The following is a 17,508-nucleotide window of genomic DNA, read 5'->3' on the forward strand; positions in this document are numbered from 1 at the left end:
TTTCAGTCCTGCTCATCCCGCTTCTTCGGGCGGGTCCAGTGCAGCCCCCATGCCCTGCCCTCCTCATCCGACTGGAACAGGCGGGCGCGGATCGGATGCCGGAAAACCGGATCATCGAGCAGGACCGAAACGAACGCCCCAGCGGTTTCGCCGGTGTGTTTCCAGCCCGCGCCAACCTCCGGGCCCTCCTCGTCACCGAGGTGGATACGATAGGCAGGAGCCTTCTCGGTATCGACATTGTCGGTGGGAACAAAGGTCAGCTCCAGGTCGAGCGAGAGCGAGCGAAGCTGTCCGGCATAGCCGGACGAGGTGCGGGTGAATTGACCGATCTGTGGCATTGGAGGCTCCTTCCTCATGCGGTGAGTGGGATGCGGGCCGCTTGCACGTCCCGCCATGAGCGCGCCGTCACCGATCCGGCGCGCGCCAGACGAGGCGGCCATCGCCGCCCTCATCGGTGAACAGTGGACTGGCCCGGCCGATCACGGCCGAGGTGGGGAACGGACCGAAATATCGGCCATCGAAGCTGTCAGAGACCGCCGGGTTCATCAGGAAAACCTCGCCCTCGGCGATGGTGCGGCAGCCCTGCCAGACAGGAAGATCGCGGCCCTGGCTGTCGCGCTCTCGCGCCTCCCCCAGGTGTCTGCCATCGACGGTGATCGCGGCGACGTCACGGCAGACCCGTTGTCCCGGCAGCCCGATGACGTGCTTCAGGATCGGTACATCGCGACCGACATAGCCGCGCGCGACCATGAAACCTGCAAAGGGTTCGGGCGGCATGACCACGACCAGATCTGGCACCTCGAGCCGATCCGCCGGCGCTATGGTGTAGAAACCAATCGGCACGCTGGCCGAGGCGTTCCAGACCAGCCGTGGCGCAACCGGAATGCTGCCGGCGATGACGGTGGCGACCGCCGCGACCGTCGCCATGATGTAGCGGGCACGGGTCATTTTCCGATCTCCCGGCGCCGGAGCCATGCGGCATGGCGTTCCGCCGTATAGGCGCGCGGCGCTTCGCCCGCCTTCATCCAGTGGGCGACATGGCGCCAGTGGTCGGGATCGACCTCGGCAGGGTCGATCCCGAGACCCTCGATAGCATCGACATGGCGCAGGACCTCTTCGACCTTGGGCCAGCCTTCGATCTTCAACAAAATCTCGCCACCGGGACGCACGCAGGGCAGCGTCTGACAGGCGCTACCAGGCGCGATCGCGCGCACAATGTCGATGCGCGAAACAACGGTTCCGTAGTCATTCGCCGCCCAGCGGACGAAGCCAAACACGGCGCCGGGACGGAAGAAGACGATGCGGCGGCTGCGGTCGAGGATCTGCGTTCCGGCCTCCTGGCCGAACCTGATCCAGAACTCGATCCGCTTCTCCACCCAGGTCAGTTCCACGCGCGTCAGCTCGCCGCCGGAATGGGCGTCGAACGATCCGTCTCCGGTCACGCCGGGGATCACAAAGCCGGTCATTGAGGTTCTCCTTCGGGTTTCGGATATTCGCGCCCGAGCAACTCGCGCAGCATGTCAGCGACAGTGACGCCTCGGCTGAAAGCTGCGACCTTGATGCGACCGCGCAGGTCCGGGGTGATGTCGATGGTAAGCCGGGCCGTATAGATCGCCGCCGCGCGACCGTGTGCGGATGGCGCCTCGCCAGCCTTGATCCAGGTCTCGGCATCGACTGGCCGCGCGGCGAAACCACGCTTGTCATTGCGCCCGGTCATACCGCCACCTTCCCAAGACCGAGGCGCCCGATCTCAGACGTCAGCGCCGCGATCTCTCGGGCAGCAGGCGATTGACGGTCGATGTCACTGGCGAGGCGACCGGTTTGCGCCGCATCTGCAAAGACGACGCGCTGACCAATCGTGCTGGCAAGCACAGGAGGATTGTGATCCGCCAGCGCCTCGGCGGTGTCCCGGGCGATAACGGTGCGCGCGCCGCAGCGGTTGAGCAGGAAGCGGGCGACAAGTTCCGGCCGATAAATGCGGGCCTCCCCAAGGAGGGACAGCATCTCGGCAGAGGCCCAGCCATCGAATGGCGAGGGCTGTACCGGGATCAGCACCAGATCGGCGGTGAGCAGCGCTGAGCGCATGAGCCCCGCAACACGCGGTGGGCCATCAATAACGACATGATCGACTGTGCGGGCAAGTTCGGGGACTTCGCGGTGCAGGGTGTCACGGGCCAGGCCGAGGGTGCCGAAGAGCCGCGGCAGACCTTCGCGGGCGCGTTGCTGCGACCAGTCCAGGGCGGAGCCTTGCGGGTCGGCATCGATCAGGGTGACGCGCTTGCCCTGTATCGCCAATTCGCCAGCAATATGGAGCGCCAGCGTCGTCTTGCCGACGCCACCCTTCTGATTGAGCAGAGCGACGATCATTCGCCACCTCCCGGCAATTCGAGAGGAAGGCGGGGCGTATCTGGATGATCGGAGGCTGCTGCGACACCCTGATCGGAAGCCGTTCGCGGCACCGATGGGGCGACGGCTGCCTTCGTCTTACCGGCCTGGCTGAGGCTCTTTGCGGTGGCACGGATGAGGTTTTCCACATCACGCGCGCGCTCTTCAAAGTTAGACTCTTTGTTAGACTCTAAGTTAAGGGGGCGATTTCCGCTTTTGCTTCCGTGCGTTACCCCCTGTTTGGGTTCCTGATAGCACGAGCCTTCGGTTCCTGATAGCACGATAGCCCGGGTTCCCGATAGCACGAGCCCATTCACAGGTTTTCCACAGCCCGGAGCAGGCTCGAAAGCCAGCAGCTTGCGGCCACCAACCTCTGTCTCGAGAAAGAGCGTATAACCCGGCAGCGGCTGCCGCCGGATGATGTCGCGAAGCTCGAAGGCGAAGCGCTTGAAGGGGGACAGCGCCCCGGACTTCTGGTGAAGATGATGGAAGTCGAAACGCCAACCTTCACGTTGCCTGCCACCATGCTTGCGCACCAGGCGATAGAGCCAACGGTCGAGCCCGCCAGTCAGGTCGAAATACGCCCGATCAATGGTGAGGATGAGTGCATTGTCGAGCACGGCCTGGTAGAACCAGTCGGGCACGATCAACTCGATGCCGTCCGGGCGCCCCTCCCTGTCGCTGCGCTCCTGCCATTCGTTGATCCAGGAGAAGCGATGGCGACGTCCTTCCGCCGGCTGCCGGATCGAGGTGGAGATCGTCGTCGACTGGAGACGATCCAACGCCGCCTTCAGGCGCTGATAGTCCCGCGCACCGGTTCCGCGACCGACATAGGTGAGGATCTCGTAAGGGGTGGCGGCCATCAGCCGGGAGGTGCGCAGCCCCGCGTCACGCGCCTCGACGATCTGGCTCGCCGCCCAGATCAGGATGTCGGCATCCCAGATTGTGGCCATACCGTGATCGGGAACCGCCTCGACCCGGATGCTGACGCTACCAGCGGCAAAGTCGATCGGTGCGACCCGTTTGGATTTGGCGAGGGAGAAAAAGGGATAGGCCATGAGGTCTTGCGCATCTCTTGGGGCGAAATCCCCGGGCAGCGCGCGGAACAGATCGAGCTGTCCACGCTCGGAACGGGGTCTGCGTCCATCAGTCATGAAGGTGTCACCCCCACGTCAGCGCACGAAGCGGCCGGGCTGCGGGAGGTTGGGGAGCGTGTGGCGTTTCGCTGGCAGCACCTGCCCGCGCGGGTCGGAAGTCGAGGTGACAGCGCCGCGTCCGACCCAGGCCTGCAGGTCCTCGATCGCATAGACCACGCGTCCGCCCAGCTTGTGGTAGGCGGGACCGGTGCCATAGGTCCGGTGCTTCTCCAGCGTCCGAGCCGACAGGCTCAGGAACTGGGCGGCTTCCTTGGTGCGCAGATAGCGCGGGGGAAGTTCGGTTGAGATGGCGGACATCGGGCGTCTCCCTACTGTGTGTGACCAGTGCCGCGAAACAGCGGCTGATGACGGTCACGATGGCGAAGCGCGTCCGGTCAGATGCAGTGGGGAGTTGGCAGGGGTAAATCCGCACACCGCGGCGCGGGATCCCCGACCTAAAGGCGGCGCTGGTGACGCAGGAGCTTGCGATAGCCGCCTGCGATCAGGTCACGTCCCTCGCGAAGGAGGCTGGAGACGGCAAAACGGGCCGAGGACACCTGCCATTCATCGCGGTCCAGGTGACCGGTACGGAACAAGACCTCGGCGATCTGCTTCTGGGTCGCGCCATGGAAGGCTGCGTCGGAGGCTTGAAGGACACGCCGCAGGCGCGCTTTCTGCTGCGCGGTCAGGCGGGTGTCGCGGGGGATGGATCGACGTCGATGCTGATCCGCCAGGAGCCGCTGGATTGCTTCGATGCGATCGAGACCCTCGAGGCCGAGAGGAACGGTGGCGACAAGCCGACCACGGTCTTTCAGGGGAGCGACGAGATGCAGGTATGTCCCGTCCGGCAGCCTGTGGCGCAGGTGCTTGCCAATGGGGGACGCCCTGCCCGTCGGGGCGACTATTTCACTACCGGGGGCGTCTGACTCTTCGGCCAGTGCCTCGGGGGCGGCAACGAGCACCACGACACCTGTATCGACCGCCGGACACCAGAACACCTCCGCAACGGAGGCGGGCAGCCCGGGCCGGATCGGGAAAGCACAACCCCCATCGACGGCCGACCTGATCCATCAGATCAACCCTCTCCGGGGGTTCTCCTGCGAGCTTCGCGTAGTCATGCTGATATTCGGGATTGCGGCGCAGGCATTCCCAGCCGAGGTCCGGCGCAGCCAGATCATCAAGATAGTCGTAGGCGGCCTGGTCACGCCAATTCGAGCGATCAGGTTGCATGGCATCGCCTCTCCCCTGGGTTGATCACAAGAAAGGATTCCAAGAGATCAATCACTTGGGAAGCCCGCCCCAAGGCATCAGGTGATGCGTGGCACGCATCACCTCCTCAGGCGGTTCGCCCCGCCGCCAACTGCCGATACCCTTCCGAGCTCAACCAACGCGCGCGTTCAAGATGTGCGTCATGGACCAGACGCACCCGCTCTGGCTCTGTCTGCGCATCGAGACCTAGAATGATCTGCGCGGCCTCCTGCCAGCTCGCGCCCTCGCCTGCAGCATCGAGCAAACGCATATACTGCGCCATGTGATGACGGTCATACTCAGTCACCACGTCCCCCTGCGGCGGTACATCCTGCAAGCTGCTGATCGTCACGCGCATCCCCACGGCGTTTGCTGCACATCCTTAGCACAGCCAGTTGACAGTTTTGTGAGCACGGCAATAGCGCAATTCGGCTCTCTGCAAAACCTGCCGGAAAGGTCAGGCCTTCGAGGCAGCCTTCGCCTGAACATGCATCACTCCTATCCCCTGGTCGGAGTTCAGGAGCAGAATGCCATTCGCCTCGAAAGCCCGTCGGACCTGATCGCGCGTGGTCTCATAGACCTCGAGCCCGCTTTCGGATTCGAGACGCTTGAGCGCGGTCAAAGATACCCGGGCCTCATCCGCCAGCTGCTCCTGTGTCCAGCCAAGAAGCGCCCGCGCGGCCCGTGATTGTCGGGCGGTGATCATGCAGATCACCTCCCATCCGGCCCGGCGCAAACGCCAGAACTACGACTATTATAGTCGCATCATAGAATTTCACCACCAAAATTCTGACGTGTTTACATCGCGTTTTCGCTTTGGCGTCGCATATTTCTGGAACCGATTCGGTTGCCCGGCTTGGCGGTCGGCCCCGGCCTTTCGACCGGGGCCTCGCGACGGCGTTATTCTCCGCGGCGACCGTTGGGGCGGGACCAGATCAGAGCGTAGCTCTCGCCGTCCTCGTCGTCGAAGAGGTTGGCGTAGATCGGGGCGGTGAAGCTCGGATCGTCGAGCTTGAGGCCCAGATAGTCGCGGCCCTCGCCCGAGCGCTTGGACCAGGCGGCGCCGATCTCGGCGCGGCCGACCAGGACGCGGTGGCTGGGGGCGTTCTCGCCGGTGGCGCGGGTGTCGGGAACGATGCGCACGCCCTGGACCTGAACGCTGAGGGTGACGATTTCGCCGGTGAATTCGTTGCCGGTCTTCTTGAAGGTGCCGATGGTTGCCATTTTAGGTCTCCGTTTTCCGTTTCCGGGTCCGCACCATTGCGGCCCGATGGCGATCGACAGGCCGGAGACGACCGGCGGTGCACCCCCGGCGTGCCGGGGGCTGGACAGCAAAGGCAGAACTTTCTTGTTCCGCGCGGAATGGGCACAGCCCAAGGGAAGAAAGTTATGGCGGCGCTGTTGCGCCAAGCCGGTCGAGGCGTAGCCGATCTTCGGCCAGATCAGGCCATTGAAAGGGCCGTATGGAGCGGACATGGGACGGGCAAGGAACGGAGACGATGGCGATCGCGGATGCCCCTCAACCTGACCGGCTTTTCACCGGCGGGTTTGCTCACCCGCGACAGGCCATGCGCATCACGCTCCAGGCGCCCCGCCCGACGTGCCCCCCGCAATCACAGGTGCGACTTGCCGCTCGAACGGTCCGCCATTACCACCGCACGGCCACGGGCCGCGACGCGGGTCTCATGCCGATCCGCACACCACCCCATACCGGGAATCTGACGATTGGGATGGCAGTCCAGCACTGATCAGGCCCCGCCTCATCGGATCGTCGGCAATGTCAGGCGCTCACGGGAGAGCTGTCCGAAGGCTCAGAAGCCGAACCGGCAATGCGGAGAAAGGCGGAAACGCCAACGGCGCCAGCGCCGATGAATGCGAAGACTATCTGCCATGTCTCCGAGAGTATCATGGCCCTGGTGATCCCGAGGGTGGCGTGGAAGCCGGCGAGCACCGCCGGCACCACGAAAATCAGCGCGATGACAAACCGCGCCCAGAGCGGGCGCACGAGCAGGATCAGCGCCTGACCGATGGCAAGCGTCAACCCTGCGGCGAAGCCGCCGACGAGGATTGCACCGAACCAGCCTGCGCCGGTTCCATAGGCCCAAATGCCGGTATGAAGTCCGACGAGGAACGGCAGGGCGAAGACCGCGAGGTTGAACACCAACCAGCACAGGCCCGCAATGGCCGCGAAAGATGTAAGGATTCCGAGAACGATCATGGTGGAGACTCCCGTTTGACTTGGAACGGTCGCGCCTTCCACCACCACCATGGCGCAAGGCGAACATAGCATGAAATCGCCCGGCATGGCGAGAGTTCTGCCGGGCATGGTGGCGATGGATTGCTGGCAGCGCTCACGCGCTGCCCTCCGCCAGGCGGTAGACCGGGATTCCCATCTTGCGAGCCTTGTCGGCAAGGTTCTCCTGAATGCCGGAGCCGGGGAAGATGATGACCCCGATCGGCATGGTATCGAGCATCCGGTCGTTGCGCTTGAAGGGCGCGGCCTTGGCATGTTTCACCCAGTCTGGCTTGAAGGCGACCTGCGGCACCTTGCGATTGTCGGCCCAGGTGGCCGCAATGCGTTCGGCACCTTTCGGCGATCCGCCGTGAAGAAGGACCATATCGGGGTGCTTGGCATGAACCTGATCGAGCCTGTCCCAGATCAGCCGGTGATCGGTGGTCTCTCCGCCCGAGAAGGCGATCTTCGGCCCGGAGGGCACTAGCACCTCATTGTCGGCCCTGCGCTTTGCGGCGATGAAGTCACGGCTGTCGATCATGGCCGAGGTCATCTGGCGATGGTTGACCCGTGAGCCGGAGCGCGGCGACCAGGGCGTGCCGGTGCTGCGCAGGTAGAGGTCGGCGGCGGTCTCGCGGAAGGTCTCCATGCTGTCGCGGCGCTCGATCAGGCTCTGGCCGATACCGATCAGGGTTTCGAGCTGGACGGATTTGACCTCGCTGCCGTCCTGTTCCCGCTGAAGGCGCCTCTGCGCCTGCTCGTTGTCGTCGAGTTTGCGTTCGGTCCGCTCGACGGCACGATGGAAGGTGTTGACGGTGGACCACAGGATCTCGTCGAGGTCGGAATCGAGGCTCGTGTCGGCCATGGTGGAGATCAGGGCGTCGAAGATGTCGGAGACTGCGCCCCGGATCGCGTCGTCTTCGGGTGTGATCCGGGGATCGGCCTCGTCCTCGGCGGGACGGTAGCCATAGAGTTCGAGGTCTTCGATGACATGGCCGGTCGGGGACATGCCGTGATCGGGTTCGTATTCGTCATGGGCATACATGGGATGAGTCCTTCGGCTGGACCGCGACCGTCGCGGCCTTCATGGCGACGACAAGCCCACGGGCGTTCCGGCCGGGCAGCCCGAGCCCTTTGGCTCAGGGCCTTGATGGCAAAGCCCGGCTGATTTGTTTCGCGCTGTAAAGGCGGGGGAGACGGGGTCCCCACGCGACCTGTCGCGTGGGGTGGCGGGCCGCCGACGGAAATCAGTTGGGCGCCGCCATTGCCGGGCCGGAGCGCTTGTGGGCCGCTCGCCCTCTCAGAAGGCCAAGGCGCGGTCCTCCTGCCGATGACAGGATGTAGCCCACTGCGCATGACCGGATCAGAGCTTCCCGATCCCGGCCCCCGTGCCGGCTATGGCGTCAGGGCCATGAAGCGGACAACGTCCTCGGGCGCGATCTGCACCCGGATCTGCGCCCGAAGCGCCTCCAGTCCGAGGCTGACGAGATCGTCGTTGAAATCCCCCAGCATGGGCGAGAGCGTGATCGCCTCGATCCCGGCCTCGTGCGCACGGACCACCAGGCCATCGCGCGCGCCGTCGCCTGCCGGATCGTTGTCGCGGACGATATAGAGCCTGCGCAGATGCGGCGGGAACAGGATGGCGGCGAGATGTCCGGCGGAAAGTGCCGAGACCATCGGCATCGTGGGCAAGGCCTGGCGGAGCGACAGGATGGTCTCGATGCCTTCGCCTGCGGCGAGCACATCCTGCGGCTCGTCAAACCGGACGGCGTTTCCGAGCAGGTCGCCCATCGCCTTCCTCGGCGGATCGAGCGGCGCCTTGCCAGAGCCGTCGCGGATGAGCCAGGTGCGATGCGCGCCGGTGATCCTGCCGTTGAGGTCGGTCACCGCGGCAATCATGGAGGGCCAGGTTTCTGTCGGCCCATCGCCCTCGGGTCGCCAGTAGCAATTCGGATGGAAACGCAGATTTGCGGTTCCGCGTAAATCCGTAATGCCGCGTCCGCGTAAATACGTCTGCGCGAGACTGCCGATCAATGGCCGGGTCATGTGCCAGAGGCGACGCGCCGCTTCGGACGATCCGGATGGTGCTGGCGGTGTTCGGAACGTGCGGGACCATGACTCCGGTTCAGGATGCGGCAGACTGAGGAAGCGGCGGGCTTCCTCGGCGATGTCGGCGAAGTCGATGAGGCCGAGGCTTTCGCCGATCACGTCGAGCAGATCGCCATGCTCGCCGCTCTGCGCATCGGTCCATTTGCCGGCCGCGCCCTTGCCGGACTCCGGCCCGGTCAGACGGACGAACATGGAGCGGCCGGGACTGTTCTGCACATCGCCGACCTGCCAGTAATTGCCCTGTTTACGCCCATTCGAGAGATAGTGGCGGCAGACCGCCTCGGCCTCTCGGCCGAGACGCTGCGCCAGTTCGGAAGCGTTGAGACGTGCCATCACGCGGCCTCCCGCTCGGAAATGCGCTCGACCGGGAAGCGGTCGAGCAGTCTGCCGATGATCTCCGGCCCCGATCCGCCGACCGGCACGAAGAAGCGCAGTTTCCAGGAGATGATCTCGCTGAAGAGACCATAGGTTCGCAGCCGATCGCGCATGGTATCGGTGAAGCCGGTCAGTTCGATCCGGTTCGCGCCCATGACGCGGGGCCGGCGCAGTTGCAGCCCTTCGGCGAGATCGAAGATCGTCCGGCCCTCGATCAGCGCGGCATAGGCCTCGTCCGGCGTGATGCTGGTCGCGACGCCGCTGGTGGCGGCATTGGCCGCCCATGCGGGCGAGACCCGGCGACCGATGATGCGCTCGCCCTCGTCGGTCTGGAGCCGATAGACGCGGGAGGAGTCCTGCGGCAGGCGTTTCCAGATCGGCAGCAGGAGCCCGGTCACCATATGCAGGATGCTGTCGGTGAACTCCGGCACCTCGGCCAGTTCGGCGGTCCACGTCGATGCGAAGCCGGTGCGGTCTATCTCGACCCAGTGGGTCTCGCCCATCGCCCGCACGGGCATGTTCATCGCTTCCATCGGCCGGATCAGCCGGACGCGGCGCTCGATCTCGCCATCGTCCAGCATGACGCTGGTGGTCGGGACCTGCACCGCCGCCCGGCCTGACCGCTCGTTGACGAGCAGCTTCGCCCGCGGATCGTCGAGTTCCGCCAGCGCCGCATCCAGCGAGACCGGCTGGTTGCGCTTGCGTTCGGTCAGGGTCAGGAGCCGCGTTTCAGCACCGGTGCCGGGATGGGTGTGGATCACCTGCCGGTCGGTGACGATGAAGCTCTCTGCGCGCAGCGTCTCCAGCCCCATGTCATAGGTGCCTGAGGCAATCGCCCCGTCGATCCGGGCCTCCAGAAGCTGTTCGAAAGCAGAGAACAGGATGCCCTGCAACTCGATGGTCAGAGCCAGCAGGCGATTGAGGAAGGTCGTGATCGGCGGCAGGTCGTCCTTGATGCCGTTCAGGTCCATCAGCGTCAGACCGGTGGCGGTTTCGAAGCGTTCAAGCGAGCAGCCCTCGACCTTGCCGCGCACGATCAGCAGATAGAGCTGGCGCAACGCATCGCGGGCATAGGCGGATTCCAGATTGTCCTCGGGCCGGAACAGGCCCTGTCCACCGGTCTGGCGTTGGCCACGGGTGATCGCGCCGAGGGTGTCGAGACGACGCGCGATCGTGCTGAGGAACCGCTTCTCGGCCTTCACATCCGTGGCGATGGGTCGGAACAGCGGCGGTTGCGCCTGATTGGTGCGGTTGGTGCGCCCGAGCCCCTGAATGGCGGCATCGGCCTTCCAGCCCGGCTCCAGCAGGTAGTGCACCCGCAGCCGCTGGTTCCGCGCCAAAAGGTCCGCATGATAGCTGCGCCCGGTGCCCCCCGCATCCGAGAAGACCAGAATGCGCTTCTGGTCATCCATGAAGGCCGAAGTCTCGGCAAGGTTGGCGGAGGGCGCACGGCTCTCTACGACCAGGCGGGCCGATGCGCCATCGCCCTTGCGCACGATGCGCCGGGACCGCCCCGTAACCTCCGCCACCAGATCGGTGCCGAAGCGCTGGACGATCTGGTCGAGCGCCCCCGGAACCGGCGGCAACGAGCCGAGCTGCTCCAGCATCTCATCGCGCCGCGCCACGGCTTCGCGGCTCTCGACCGGTTGACCATCGCGGAACACGGGCCGCGAGGAGAGATTGCCTTCGCTGTCGGTGAAGGGTTCGTAGAGCTGCACCGGGAAGGAATGCTGCAAATACGAGCCGACATAATATGCCGCGTCAGCATTATGCTGAGTTCGGGGCTTCAAGCTGTTGTTCTGGTGATTCATTTTCAGGTTTCCGCTTTGGATAATCATGATGCCTCTGCTCTCAACCGCAGAAGGACATCCCCCATGAACTCCCCCTCGAACTCTCCGCTCGGCTGCCATGCAGACCTTCTTACGCCAGTCTCTTCCGCGCTTTATGCTGGGCGGGACGGAAGAGACTGGGTGGAAATCGCGGGTGGCTGAAAAGAGCGACATAGAGGCGGACTTGGCGCGGGTTCGAGCGCGTCTGGCAGATCTGGATGCCGAGCAGCGTGAGCTTCAGCGCAAGATGGTGGCACTCGAGGCTCACCTCGCTGCAGAGCATGCGCTGGCAGTGAAACAGCCTTCCTTCGACAACGCCCCCGTCACGAATGCCTCGCCGTCGCACGAAAAGGTTGATCTGTTCCGCCGCCTGTTCGCCGGTCGGCCTGACGTATTCCCGGTGCGATGGGAAAACAGGAAGACCGGTCGCTCAGGATATTCGCCTGCTTGTGCCAACGAATGGGTGAAGGGCATCTGCGGCAAGCCGAAGGTCAAATGTGGCGAATGCCCCCATCAGAAGTTCATCCCGCCGGACGAAAGCATCATGGAAAAACACCTGCGCGGTGATGATGGCCGAAGCGGAGATTTTGTCGCCGGCGTCTATCCGCTGCTGCCCGGTGATACATGCTGGTTCCTGGCGGCGGATTTTGACAAGGCATCCTGGACGGATGACGCGAATGCCTTGCTCGAAACCTGCCGGGTGAAGGGAGTTCCCGCAGCGCTGGAACGATCGAGGTCGGGGAACGGAGGTCATGTCTGGATCTTCTTCTCCGAACCGGTCGCCGCCCGTCTGGCGCGCCAGCTCGGGTCGGTCCTGATCACGGAAACGATGGAAAGGCGGCCGGAAATCGGCTTTGCTTCCTATGACCGGCTGTTTCCAAACCAGGATATCATGCCGCTCGGCGGCTTCGGGAATCTGATCGCACTGCCGCTCCAGAACACTGCGCGCAAGACGGGCAACAGCGTCTTTGTAGACACGGACATGCGGCCTTTTGCCGATCAGTGGGCTTATTTGTCCTCCCTGCCGAGAATGTCGGCGGCGGCGGTGACCGACCTTGTCGAAGCGGCAGAGCTTTCCGGGCGGGTGTTGGGCGTCCGCATGCCGGTGGATGACGAACAGGCGGACGAACCCTGGAAAATGCCCCCCTCGCGCCGCAGCACGCCGCGCCGCCTCGATGTTCCCGTTCCACCGACCATCAAGGTGACGGTCGCAGACCAGATCTATATCGACCGTTCGGAGCTGCCTTCGGCCATGATTGCCCAACTGGTGCGGTTGGCCGCGTTCCAGAACCCTGAATTCTATCGTGCGCAGGCGATGCGGTTGCCGACATTCGGCAAGCCGCGAATTGTGTCCTGTGCCGAACTGCATCCCCGACACGTCGCCCTGCCGCGCGGCAGCTTCGACGAAGCGATCGGGTTCCTGTCCGATCACGGTGCGACAGCCGATCTGGACGATTTGCGCGAAGACGGAACCCGCTTGCCGGGGACGGTTCACTTCCGTGGCGAACTTCGCCAGCAGCAATCGCGAGCGCTTGACGAATTGGCCGAACACGATACCGGCGTGCTTGCCGCCACGACTGCATTCGGCAAGACGGTCGTGGCCTCGGCGCTGATCGCACATCGTGCCCGCAATACGCTAGTTCTGGTCCACCGTCGCGAACTCCTCAGCCAATGGGTCGAGCGCCTTCGGTCCTTTCTGCAGATCGACCCGAAGCAGATCGGCACCATCGGCGCCGGAAAGCGCAAACCCACCGGTGTGGTCGACGTGGCGCTGATCCAGAGCCTGGTTCGCAAAGGCGAAGTTGACGACGTCGTAGCCGATTACGGTCACCTCGTTGTCGATGAATGCCATCACCTGTCCGCTGCAAGCTTTGAGCTTGTGGCCCGCAGATCGAAGGCGCGCTATGTCACGGGATTGTCGGCAACGGTCGCTCGAAAAGACGGGCATCACCCGATTATCTTCATGCAATGCGGTCCGGTGCGCCATCAAGTGAGCGCCAAATCACAGGCCGCCGAAAGCGGCATTCACCATCGGGCGCGGGAACGTCACACGAGATTCCGGCTGCCAGAGGCCCTCGCCATGGCCGAGCGCCCGTCAATGCCCGCGATCTATGCCGCTCTGGCGGAGGACGAGGCCCGAAACGATCTGATCTTCGACGACGTGCTGAAGTCACTGGAGGCCAAACGCTCGCCGATCGTGTTGACCGAGCGGAAGGATCACCTCGAGCATCTTCATCAGCGGTTCTCCCGATTTGCGAAGAACATCGTCGTGCTCCGTGGCGGCATGTCTGCAAAGGATCGGAAGGCCGCGCATGCGGCGCTGAATGTCGATGACGACGAGGAACGGCTGATCCTCGCGACAGGACGCTATATCGGCGAAGGCTTCGATGACGCCCGGCTCGACACCCTGTTCCTGACGATGCCGATCGCCTGGAAAGGCACGCTGGCGCAATATGTCGGCAGGTTGCATCGGCGGCATGACGAAAAGAAAGACGTGCTGGTGGTCGACTATGTCGACAGTTCGGTGCCCGTCCTGTCCAGAATGGCCGCCAAGCGACGAACGGGCTATCGGGCCCTTGGCTATGTGATGGAATAGCGCCCCGCCGAAAGCGGGACGCCAATTCTGCCCGGTCGGTCAGGATCTCTGTGTGGCGACGGCCAAGACCTGCATTAGCTTGTCCGAGGGTTCCCGGAACCGACCCGGCTTGATCAGCGGGGCGTGATGGGCATCCAAGAGCGCGAGCTTCTCGGTCGGGTCCGCGCGCAGATACATCTCCGTCGTCTGGATGCTAGCATGGCCGAGCCAGAGCGCGACCTTGCGGATATCGCCGGTGGCCTGAAGCGTGTGCATGGCGCAACTGTGCCGCAGCACATGGGGGGTCACGTGCTTGGCGGCAATCGAGGGTGCCGAGCGTTCGGCGGTCGCCACGTGTTGCCTGAGCCTAAAGGCGAACCCGTCCCGCGTCATCCTGCGGCCGTCGCGGCTCAGGAATAACTCCGGCCCCGCATCGCCTGGGCGGACGGCCAGCCACGTGCGAATGGCGGCCTGGGTCTCTTTCCAGAGCGGCAGGATGCGCTCCCGCCGCCCCTTGCCCAGGATCCGCACGCTGGAAAACGACCCTGCGGGAAAGTCGCCCATTCGCACCGCGAGCAGTTCGGACGCCCTCAGCCCCGCGGCATAGGCCAGATGCAGCATCGCCCGGTCGCGCAAACCGCCCGGCGTGTGGTGGTTCGGCGCGGCAAGCAAGGCGCGGACTTCTTCCTTGGTCAGGTAGTCGATAAGCTTGGCATCTGTCCGCTTGATCGGCATGGCCCGGATCATCATTGCCTGCTCAAGACATGCCGGGTGGCGATGTTCGACAAAACGGAAGAACGATTTGATTGCCGCCAGCCGCGCGTTGCGGGACCGGACGGAATTGGCACGCCCTTCCTCGATATGGTCAAGGAACGCCCTGATCATCTGCACATCAAGGTCTTCGATGGCAAGTTCCGAAGGGGAACGCTTGAGCCGTTCGGCGGCGAACCGCAGGAGAAGGGTGAATGCATGCGCATAGGCCGCGATGGTATGTCGGCTTGCTCCGCATTCGCCCGGGAGGTGGGTTTGCAGGAAGGCTGAAAGGTCGGGAGCGAGCGGGGTCATGCGGCACCTCCGATCCAGGTCTCTTCGGCGGTCGACGCGATCATCTGCAGCAGGACCGGCGTGGCCTCGAGGTACCAATAGGTGTTGGCGATATCGACATGGCCGAGATAGGTGCTCAGGGCCTTCATGTGCCGCAAGACAGCCTGCGGGTCATTCCCGCAAGCTTCCAGAGATCGCACCGCGAATGTATGGCGCAGATCGTGCACCCGGGGGCCGGGACCTGTCGGGTTGCGATAGCCGAGCTTCCGCACGATCCGAACAAAGACCACGTAAACCCTGGTCGCCGTTGGAGCGCGGCCATGACCCAGAACGAAAAGATCGTCGCCAGCATTGCGCACGATACAGCGGGCTTCGAGATACCGTTCCAGCGCGGCGCGGGTCGAGGCATGTATGGGCACGAGACGGCTCTTGCCGAACTTTCCCTTCCGGATCATGAGACCATCTTCCGTCAGGTCGTCGCGCCGGAGGGACAAAGCCTCCGAAATCCGCAAGCCTGTCGAGGCAAGCAGCCCGAACAGGTTGTGGTAGGTCAGAGGGCTGATCGGCGTCAGGCCGGGCACCAGCAGCGCCTCCTGCATGATCCGACTGATCTGGTCCTGCGTCAGAATATGCGGAGCAGGTCGCCGGCGTCGTGAACGGCCCAGCAGACCCATAGTCGGAATCTCGTGCTGCGCATCTTCCGCATGCAGGAACACCGCCAGCGCGCGAGCGCGATCAAACCGGGCCCGCGCGGCATCCGGCGTCGATGCGCCACCGGCCCACTCCAGTATCAACGCCGCCGTCACGTGCGTGATGGACCGTTCCGCGGCAAAATCCGCGAAGGCGCGCAAGGATGTCTCCTGCGCGGCAAACTTCATTCCAAGGGCACGATTCAGTTGGACGAAGCGGTCGACATGGTGATGCATCATGATGCGCACCCCGGCCATGGCTGAGCCACGCCGGCCAGCATCTCGACATCAACCTTGGCGTAGATCGCGGTGGTATCGCGCGAGGTGTGGCGGAGGGCGACACCGATCTGGTCAAGATCCGCACCACCGCGCAACCAGGCCGACGCCAACGAATGGCGAAAGACATGTGAGCCGGTCGGCAAGCCAGTAAAACCGCTCCGGTTCAGGACACGGGAAACGATCCCGGCGATCTCGGCAGCGGATCGCAGCGGAGTGAACGGTGCCTGGGTTCGGAGAAAAATCCTGTCCGTGGCGACCACCGGACGCACATCCTCGATATAGGCCAGCAGCGCATCGCCTGCATCCTGCGGCAGGGGCATCATCTCTCCGCGTCTACCCTTGCCGTGCAATCGCAAGCGGCTCGCGCGCCAGTCGATATCGGACAGCCGCAGTTGCCAGATGTCTCCCGCGCGCAGGGCCAACCGGGCGAGGAGGAGGAGAATGGCACGGTCCCGTATCTCGACGGGCGTATCGGTGCGACAGGAGGCAATGATCTCTTCGATCTTCGCGGTGGGTATGGTGCGCGGGACGGTCGAAAGCCTGCGCCGAACAGCGGGTGGCACCGCATGGAGAAGCGACGGGGAGCATTGACCTTGAACGATGGTGAATCGCAGGAAGGAGCGCAGCACGGTGACCGTCATGCGCACAGATGATCGGGAACGCTCTTCGCCCTGATCCAGAACGATAGACCGGATTGCCGCCGCGTTGTAATCCTTCGGGGTTGCGCCCAGGCGTTCCAGCCAGCGGCCGGCTTCGTTCAAATAACGCCGTAGAGTCTCTGACGTCACCCCACGTTCGCGGCGCAGCCATTCCGAGAACTCGGTCAGGCGCGGATCGTAGGCGGTAATGCAGTCACGCGCTTCTGCGGGGATCAGACGCTCTTCCCGCAGGAACCGGACAAAAGCACGAGCGCCACGACGACGACCCCAGGTGCCGGAACCCTCGACCCGTTTACCGCGCTTGGTCTTGATCCCGCAACGGCAATCATGATGCGCGAATTGGACAATGATGGCCTCGTCGATTCCACGAACCGAAACACGCATCTGCCGCGCCCATTCCGCGAAATGGCGCGCCTGACTCAGTCGCATCGAATGCGTCACCTTGCTGTAACCGGCGGCGCTGAGCTTCCCGGCATAGGCCTCCAGATATTGCCCGAGCCGCGCGACATCATCGGCAATCATGACCAAACCGGTGGCTTCGAGATAGCTCAGGAACCTGCGCGTATCGGTGGCGTAGACAGGTTTGCGCAGTTGCGCAGGGCTGTAGCGGCCGCAGCGGCAGCGATGGCGCAAGAACTTGTCCACCGCTGATGCATCGAAATCTCTGATCGGGATCTTCCGGGCGCGTGCCCACTTCAGGAAATGCCGGGCGGCGCTCAGCGCGCCTGCCGAAAGCCGTGGATTGTCCGCGAAATAGGCGCGGACCAGAGCGAGTTCGTCGGCGCCGGCCCGGTCGGCGAGCGGAGAGTTCGAGGGGGAGTTCATGGAAGATGTCCTTCTGCGGTTGAGAGCAGAGGCATCATGATTATCCAAAGCGGAAACCTGAAAATGAATCACCAGAACAACAGCTTGAAGCCCCGAACTCAGCATAATGCTGACGCGGCATA

Annotated in this window: 19 protein-coding genes and 1 pseudogene; 1 reads left to right on the forward strand and 19 read right to left on the reverse strand. The window is 64.0% G+C overall.

Annotated elements, in window-relative coordinates; all coding sequences use genetic code 11:
* Positions 1-2 precede the first annotated feature (2 nt).
* The 16 genes and pseudogenes from QO033_RS22335 to QO033_RS22405 form a co-directional block, all read right to left on the reverse strand.
* A complete protein-coding gene (locus tag QO033_RS22335) occupies positions 3-338 on the reverse strand; it encodes a DUF736 domain-containing protein (RefSeq protein WP_284483100.1) in 336 nt (111 codons plus the stop codon).
* Positions 339-405: 67 nt separating this feature from the next.
* Positions 406-948, reverse strand: a complete 543-nt coding sequence (locus QO033_RS22340) for a S26 family signal peptidase (RefSeq protein ID WP_284483101.1) — start codon at positions 946-948, stop codon at positions 406-408.
* On the reverse strand, positions 945-1,466 hold the full coding sequence (locus QO033_RS22345; RefSeq protein ID WP_009573776.1) for a DUF2840 domain-containing protein: 522 nt from the start codon (positions 1,464-1,466) through the stop codon (positions 945-947). The genes QO033_RS22340 and QO033_RS22345 overlap by 4 nt, the downstream gene beginning before the upstream one ends.
* The gene (locus QO033_RS22350) at positions 1,463-1,717 is read right to left on the reverse strand and encodes a ribbon-helix-helix protein (protein ID WP_009573775.1); all 255 of its coding nucleotides are present in this window, start codon (positions 1,715-1,717) and stop codon (positions 1,463-1,465) included. The genes QO033_RS22345 and QO033_RS22350 overlap by 4 nt, the downstream gene beginning before the upstream one ends.
* Positions 1,714-2,367: a ParA family partition ATPase gene (gene parA / locus QO033_RS22355; RefSeq protein WP_009573774.1), complete on the reverse strand. Its 654-nt coding sequence runs from the start codon at positions 2,365-2,367 to the stop codon at positions 1,714-1,716. Before parA ends, QO033_RS22350 begins: the two co-directional genes overlap by 4 nt.
* Positions 2,364-3,443 carry a replication initiator protein A gene (locus QO033_RS22360; RefSeq protein ID WP_009573773.1) on the reverse strand — a complete coding sequence of 360 codons (1,080 nt, stop codon included), beginning with the start codon at positions 3,441-3,443 and terminating at the stop codon, positions 2,364-2,366. Before QO033_RS22360 ends, parA begins: the two co-directional genes overlap by 4 nt.
* A 114-nt stretch (positions 3,444-3,557) precedes the next feature.
* Positions 3,558-3,839 carry a helix-turn-helix transcriptional regulator gene (locus tag QO033_RS22365; RefSeq protein WP_009573772.1) on the reverse strand — a complete coding sequence of 94 codons (282 nt, stop codon included), beginning with the start codon at positions 3,837-3,839 and terminating at the stop codon, positions 3,558-3,560.
* A gap of 137 nt (positions 3,840-3,976) precedes the next feature.
* On the reverse strand, positions 3,977-4,519 hold the full coding sequence (locus QO033_RS22370) for a DUF2285 domain-containing protein (protein ID WP_321170057.1): 543 nt from the start codon (positions 4,517-4,519) through the stop codon (positions 3,977-3,979).
* Complete coding sequence (locus QO033_RS25330; RefSeq protein ID WP_407682142.1) at positions 4,431-4,751, reverse strand: transcriptional regulator domain-containing protein; 321 nt, start codon at positions 4,749-4,751, stop codon at positions 4,431-4,433. The genes QO033_RS22370 and QO033_RS25330 overlap by 89 nt, the downstream gene beginning before the upstream one ends.
* A 106-nt stretch (positions 4,752-4,857) precedes the next feature.
* Complete coding sequence (locus QO033_RS22375; protein ID WP_043870029.1) at positions 4,858-5,127, reverse strand: DNA -binding domain-containing protein; 270 nt, start codon at positions 5,125-5,127, stop codon at positions 4,858-4,860.
* A 99-nt stretch (positions 5,128-5,226) separates the two neighbouring features.
* Positions 5,227-5,475 carry a helix-turn-helix domain-containing protein gene (locus QO033_RS22380; RefSeq protein ID WP_009573769.1) on the reverse strand — a complete coding sequence of 83 codons (249 nt, stop codon included), beginning with the start codon at positions 5,473-5,475 and terminating at the stop codon, positions 5,227-5,229.
* Between the two features lie 194 nt (positions 5,476-5,669).
* A complete protein-coding gene (locus QO033_RS22385; protein ID WP_009573768.1) occupies positions 5,670-5,993 on the reverse strand; it encodes a DUF736 domain-containing protein in 324 nt (107 codons plus the stop codon).
* Positions 5,994-6,549: 556 nt separating this feature from the next.
* Entirely contained in the window at positions 6,550-7,074 is a 525-nt protein-coding gene (locus QO033_RS22390) for a hypothetical protein (RefSeq protein WP_284483102.1), read from the reverse strand.
* A 46-nt stretch (positions 7,075-7,120) separates the two neighbouring features.
* Positions 7,121-8,047 (reverse strand): DUF2493 domain-containing protein, encoded by a 927-nt coding sequence (locus tag QO033_RS22395; RefSeq protein WP_284483103.1) that lies wholly within the window; start codon positions 8,045-8,047, stop codon positions 7,121-7,123.
* Between the two features lie 350 nt (positions 8,048-8,397).
* A complete protein-coding gene (locus QO033_RS22400) occupies positions 8,398-9,444 on the reverse strand; it encodes a DUF7146 domain-containing protein (RefSeq protein WP_284483104.1) in 1,047 nt (348 codons plus the stop codon).
* Positions 9,444-11,237 (reverse strand): annotated as a pseudogene (locus QO033_RS22405) (strawberry notch C-terminal domain-containing protein); the annotation flags it as partial. The gene QO033_RS22400 and the pseudogene QO033_RS22405, both read right to left, overlap by 1 nt.
* Positions 11,238-11,469: 232 nt before the next feature.
* On the opposite strand from QO033_RS22405, the gene QO033_RS22410 reads away from it, so the two are divergent.
* A complete protein-coding gene (locus QO033_RS22410; RefSeq protein ID WP_107818291.1) occupies positions 11,470-13,911 on the forward strand; it encodes a TOTE conflict system archaeo-eukaryotic primase domain-containing protein in 2,442 nt (813 codons plus the stop codon).
* Positions 13,912-13,950: 39 nt separating this feature from the next.
* Here the strand turns inward: QO033_RS22410 and QO033_RS22415 are convergent, their stop codons facing one another.
* The 3 genes from QO033_RS22415 to QO033_RS22425 are packed head-to-tail and all read right to left on the reverse strand — an operon-like array spanning position 13,951 to position 17,386.
* Entirely contained in the window at positions 13,951-14,955 is a 1,005-nt protein-coding gene (locus QO033_RS22415) for a tyrosine-type recombinase/integrase (protein ID WP_028095547.1), read from the reverse strand.
* Positions 14,952-15,863, reverse strand: a complete 912-nt coding sequence (locus QO033_RS22420; protein WP_028095548.1) for a tyrosine-type recombinase/integrase — start codon at positions 15,861-15,863, stop codon at positions 14,952-14,954. The genes QO033_RS22415 and QO033_RS22420 overlap by 4 nt, the downstream gene beginning before the upstream one ends.
* Positions 15,860-17,386 (reverse strand): tyrosine-type recombinase/integrase, encoded by a 1,527-nt coding sequence (locus QO033_RS22425; protein WP_028095549.1) that lies wholly within the window; start codon positions 17,384-17,386, stop codon positions 15,860-15,862. Before QO033_RS22425 ends, QO033_RS22420 begins: the two co-directional genes overlap by 4 nt.
* Positions 17,387-17,508 lie beyond the last annotated feature (122 nt).

Origin of the sequence: Pseudodonghicola flavimaris (assembly GCF_030164425.1) — a bacterium.
GTDB lineage: Bacteria > Pseudomonadota > Alphaproteobacteria > Rhodobacterales > Rhodobacteraceae > Pseudodonghicola > Pseudodonghicola flavimaris.

What these genes read in the sequence shown, in the direction of transcription:
- QO033_RS25330 (WP_407682142.1), bottom strand. Translation starts at nt 4,751, where the DNA reads ATGCAACCTGATCGCTCGAATTGGCGTGACCAGGCCGCCTACGACTAT.
- QO033_RS22340 (WP_284483101.1), bottom strand. Translation starts at nt 948, where the DNA reads ATGACCCGTGCCCGCTACATCATGGCGACGGTCGCGGCGGTCGCCACC.
- QO033_RS22390 (WP_284483102.1), bottom strand. Translation starts at nt 7,074, where the DNA reads ATGCCGGGCGATTTCATGCTATGTTCGCCTTGCGCCATGGTGGTGGTG.
- QO033_RS22400 (WP_284483104.1), bottom strand. Translation starts at nt 9,444, where the DNA reads ATGGCACGTCTCAACGCTTCCGAACTGGCGCAGCGTCTCGGCCGAGAG.
- QO033_RS22360 (WP_009573773.1), bottom strand. Translation starts at nt 3,443, where the DNA reads ATGGCCTATCCCTTTTTCTCCCTCGCCAAATCCAAACGGGTCGCACCG.
- QO033_RS22380 (WP_009573769.1), bottom strand. Translation starts at nt 5,475, where the DNA reads ATGATCACCGCCCGACAATCACGGGCCGCGCGGGCGCTTCTTGGCTGG.
- QO033_RS22345 (WP_009573776.1), bottom strand. Translation starts at nt 1,466, where the DNA reads ATGACCGGCTTTGTGATCCCCGGCGTGACCGGAGACGGATCGTTCGAC.
- QO033_RS22335 (WP_284483100.1), bottom strand. Translation starts at nt 338, where the DNA reads ATGCCACAGATCGGTCAATTCACCCGCACCTCGTCCGGCTATGCCGGA.
- QO033_RS22385 (WP_009573768.1), bottom strand. Translation starts at nt 5,993, where the DNA reads ATGGCAACCATCGGCACCTTCAAGAAGACCGGCAACGAATTCACCGGC.
- QO033_RS22375 (WP_043870029.1), bottom strand. Translation starts at nt 5,127, where the DNA reads ATGCGCGTGACGATCAGCAGCTTGCAGGATGTACCGCCGCAGGGGGAC.
- QO033_RS22395 (WP_284483103.1), bottom strand. Translation starts at nt 8,047, where the DNA reads ATGTATGCCCATGACGAATACGAACCCGATCACGGCATGTCCCCGACC.
- QO033_RS22350 (WP_009573775.1), bottom strand. Translation starts at nt 1,717, where the DNA reads ATGACCGGGCGCAATGACAAGCGTGGTTTCGCCGCGCGGCCAGTCGAT.
- QO033_RS22415 (WP_028095547.1), bottom strand. Translation starts at nt 14,955, where the DNA reads ATGACCCCGCTCGCTCCCGACCTTTCAGCCTTCCTGCAAACCCACCTC.
- QO033_RS22420 (WP_028095548.1), bottom strand. Translation starts at nt 15,863, where the DNA reads ATGATGCATCACCATGTCGACCGCTTCGTCCAACTGAATCGTGCCCTT.
- QO033_RS22425 (WP_028095549.1), bottom strand. Translation starts at nt 17,386, where the DNA reads ATGAACTCCCCCTCGAACTCTCCGCTCGCCGACCGGGCCGGCGCCGAC.
- parA (WP_009573774.1), bottom strand. Translation starts at nt 2,367, where the DNA reads ATGATCGTCGCTCTGCTCAATCAGAAGGGTGGCGTCGGCAAGACGACG.
- QO033_RS22365 (WP_009573772.1), bottom strand. Translation starts at nt 3,839, where the DNA reads ATGTCCGCCATCTCAACCGAACTTCCCCCGCGCTATCTGCGCACCAAG.